Origin of the sequence: Anaerobiospirillum thomasii, from assembly GCF_900445255.1 — a bacterium.
Taxonomy (GTDB): domain Bacteria; phylum Pseudomonadota; class Gammaproteobacteria; order Enterobacterales; family Succinivibrionaceae; genus Anaerobiospirillum_A; species Anaerobiospirillum_A thomasii.
This window is the reverse complement of sequence record NZ_UAPU01000006.1, coordinates 192,501-195,000: the sequence shown is the minus strand read 5'-3', so window position 1 is coordinate 195,000 and position 2,500 is coordinate 192,501. Positions and strand designations below refer to the sequence as shown.

Annotated in this window: 1 protein-coding gene, 1 tRNA gene and 3 rRNA genes (2 of these 5 only partly in view); all 5 read left to right on the top strand. The window is 49.0% G+C overall.

Annotated features, from left to right (window positions below; genetic code table 11):
- Positions 1 to 1,605: ribosomal RNA gene (locus tag DRZ93_RS06710) — 23S ribosomal RNA — on the top strand; it begins 1,276 nt to the left of the window's first position.
- Between the two features lie 84 nt (positions 1,606 to 1,689).
- Positions 1,690 to 1,805 (top strand): 5S ribosomal RNA (gene rrf / locus DRZ93_RS06705).
- A 14-nt stretch (positions 1,806 to 1,819) separates the two neighbouring features.
- Positions 1,820 to 1,896: transfer RNA gene (locus DRZ93_RS06700), tRNA-Asp, on the top strand.
- Positions 1,897 to 1,929: 33 nt separating this feature from the next.
- Positions 1,930 to 2,045, top strand: a 5S ribosomal RNA gene (rrf, locus tag DRZ93_RS06695).
- A gap of 114 nt (positions 2,046 to 2,159) precedes the next feature.
- On the top strand, positions 2,160 to 2,500 hold the 5' portion of the coding sequence (locus DRZ93_RS06690; protein ID WP_113743168.1) for a gluconokinase. The gene runs 178 nt beyond the window's last position; the window shows 341 of its 519 coding nt (coding positions 1-341); its start codon is at positions 2,160 to 2,162; its stop codon lies off the right edge, out of view.

The following is a 2,500-nucleotide window of genomic DNA, read 5'->3' as shown; positions in this document are numbered from 1 at the left end:
TTCGCCGGAAGACCAAGGGTTCCTGTCCAACGTTAATCGGGGCAGGGTGAGTCGGTGCCTAAGGCGAGGCTGAGAAGCGTAGTCGAAGGGAAACAGGTTAATATTCCTGTACCGCATATAGCTGCGATGGGGTGACGGAGAAGGTTAGGTTGGCAGAAGAACGGTAGTTTCTGTGAAAGGCTGTAGGGAGCATATGGGTTAAAAGACATGTGTGAAAAACTGAGAGCTGAGACGAAGTATCTACGGATATGAAGCAACTGATACCAGGCTTCCAGGAAAAGCCTCTAAGCTTCAGGTTATATGTGGCCGTACCCCAAACCGACACAGGTGGTCGGGTAGAGGATACCAAGGCGCTTGGGAGAACCCGGGTGAAGGAACTAGGCAAAAATGTACCGTAACTTCGGGAGAAGGTACGCTGTGAGCGGTGCAATCTGCACAGATGAAGCTGCACACAGCCGCAGATAAATGGTGGCTGGGACTGTTTAACAAAAACACAGCACTCTGCGAACCTGAAAGGGGAAGTATAGGGTGTGACACCTGCCCGGTGCCGGAAGGTTAAATGATGGGGTCAGACGCAAGTTGAAGCCCTTGAGTGAAGCCCCGGTAAACGGCGGCCGTAACTATAACGGTCCTAAGGTAGCGAAATTCCTTGTCGGGCAAGTTCCGACCTGCACGAATGGTGTAACCATGGCCACGCTGTCTCCACCCGGGACCCAGTGAAACCGAAATCGCTGTGAAGATGCAGTGTACCCGCGGCTAGACGGAAAGACCCCGTGAACCTTTACTGCAGCTTGACACTGAACCTTGAACCTGTTTGTGCAGGATAGGCGGGAGACATTGAAGTAGAAGCGCCAGCTTTTATGGAGTCAACCTTGAAATACCGCCCTGACATGTTTGAGGTTCTAACTAAGTACAACACATACGAGGACAGTGTCTGGTAGGCAGTTTGACTGGGGCGGTCTCCTCCCAAAGGGTAACGGAGGAGCACGAAGGTCAGCTGATCACGGTCGGACATCGTGAGGTCAGTGCAATGGCATAAGCTGGCTTGACTGCGAGAGGCACATCTCGAGCAGGTGCGAAAGCAGGTCATAGTGATCCGGTGGTTCCACATGGACGGGCCATCGCTCAACGGATAAAAGGTACTCTGGGGATAACAGGCTGATACCGCCCAAGAGTTCATATCGACGGCGGTGTTTGGCACCTCGATGTCGGCTCATCACATCCTGGGGCTGAAGTTGGTCCCAAGGGTATGGCTGTTCGCCATTTAAAGTGGTACGCGAGCTGGGTTCAAAACGTCGTGAGACAGTTTGGTCCCTATCTACCGCGGGCGTTGGATGATTGAGGGGGATTGCTCCTAGTACGAGAGGACCGGAGTGAACGCGCCTCTGGTTTACGGGTTGTCATGCCAATGGCACGGCCCGGCAGCCAAGCGCGGAACTGATAACCGCTGAAAGCATCTAAGCGGGAAGCAGGCCCCAAGATGAGTCATCCCTGAGCTTTAAGCTCCTAAAGGTTCGTTGCAGACTACGACGTTGATAGGCTGGATGTGGAAGCGCAGTGATGTGTGAAGCTTGCCAGTACTAATTAACCGTGAGGCTTGGCCATACAACCCCGGAGGGCATGGACATTTAAAGACCTCTTAATACTCAAGAGTTAAATCAGTTTGTTATAAGTTTTTTACAGAATTTGTCTGGCGACCATAGTGCTGTAGAACCACCTGTTCCCTTTCCGAACACAGAAGTGAAATGCAGTTACGCCGATGGTAGTGCAACGTACGATTGTGCGAGAGTAGGTCATCGCCAGGCTTACCCTATAATGCGGAGCGGTAGTTCAGCCGGTTAGAATGCCTGCCTGTCACGCAGGAGGTCGCGGGTTCGATTCCCGTCCGTTCCGCCACTTTAGAATACTGATTTATTTCCACCGAACTTTCCTAGCGACCATAGTGCTGTAGAACCACCTGTTCCCTTTCCGAACACAGAAGTGAAATGCAGTTACGCCGATGGTAGTGCAACGTACGATTGTGCGAGAGTAGGTCATCGCTAGGATTTATGATCAAGATCACATATGTGATCTTTTTTTATATAAATTAATGTTACCGATAACATTATTCTCTCTTTCCGTTCTATAATATATCCATATTCACAATCAAAGGTTTATTTATGACACCATTATGTATTGTTGTTATGGGTGTATGCGGATCAGGCAAATCATCTGTAGCTGAGGCTCTTGCCAATGCCTTTAACTACAGACTGATAGACGGTGATGACCTGCATCCTCGCTCTAACATAGATAAAATGAAAGAAGGTATTCCTCTTACTGATACAGACAGAGAGCCCTGGCTTAGAATAATATCTGATGTTATTTATTCCTTTAAACAAAGAACAATGGGATCGGTTATTGTCTGCTCTGCTCTAAAGAAGTCCTACAGAGATATATTAAGAAATGGCAATGACAATGTAGTCTTTATTCATCTGTATGCTCCATATGAAACTATACTAGA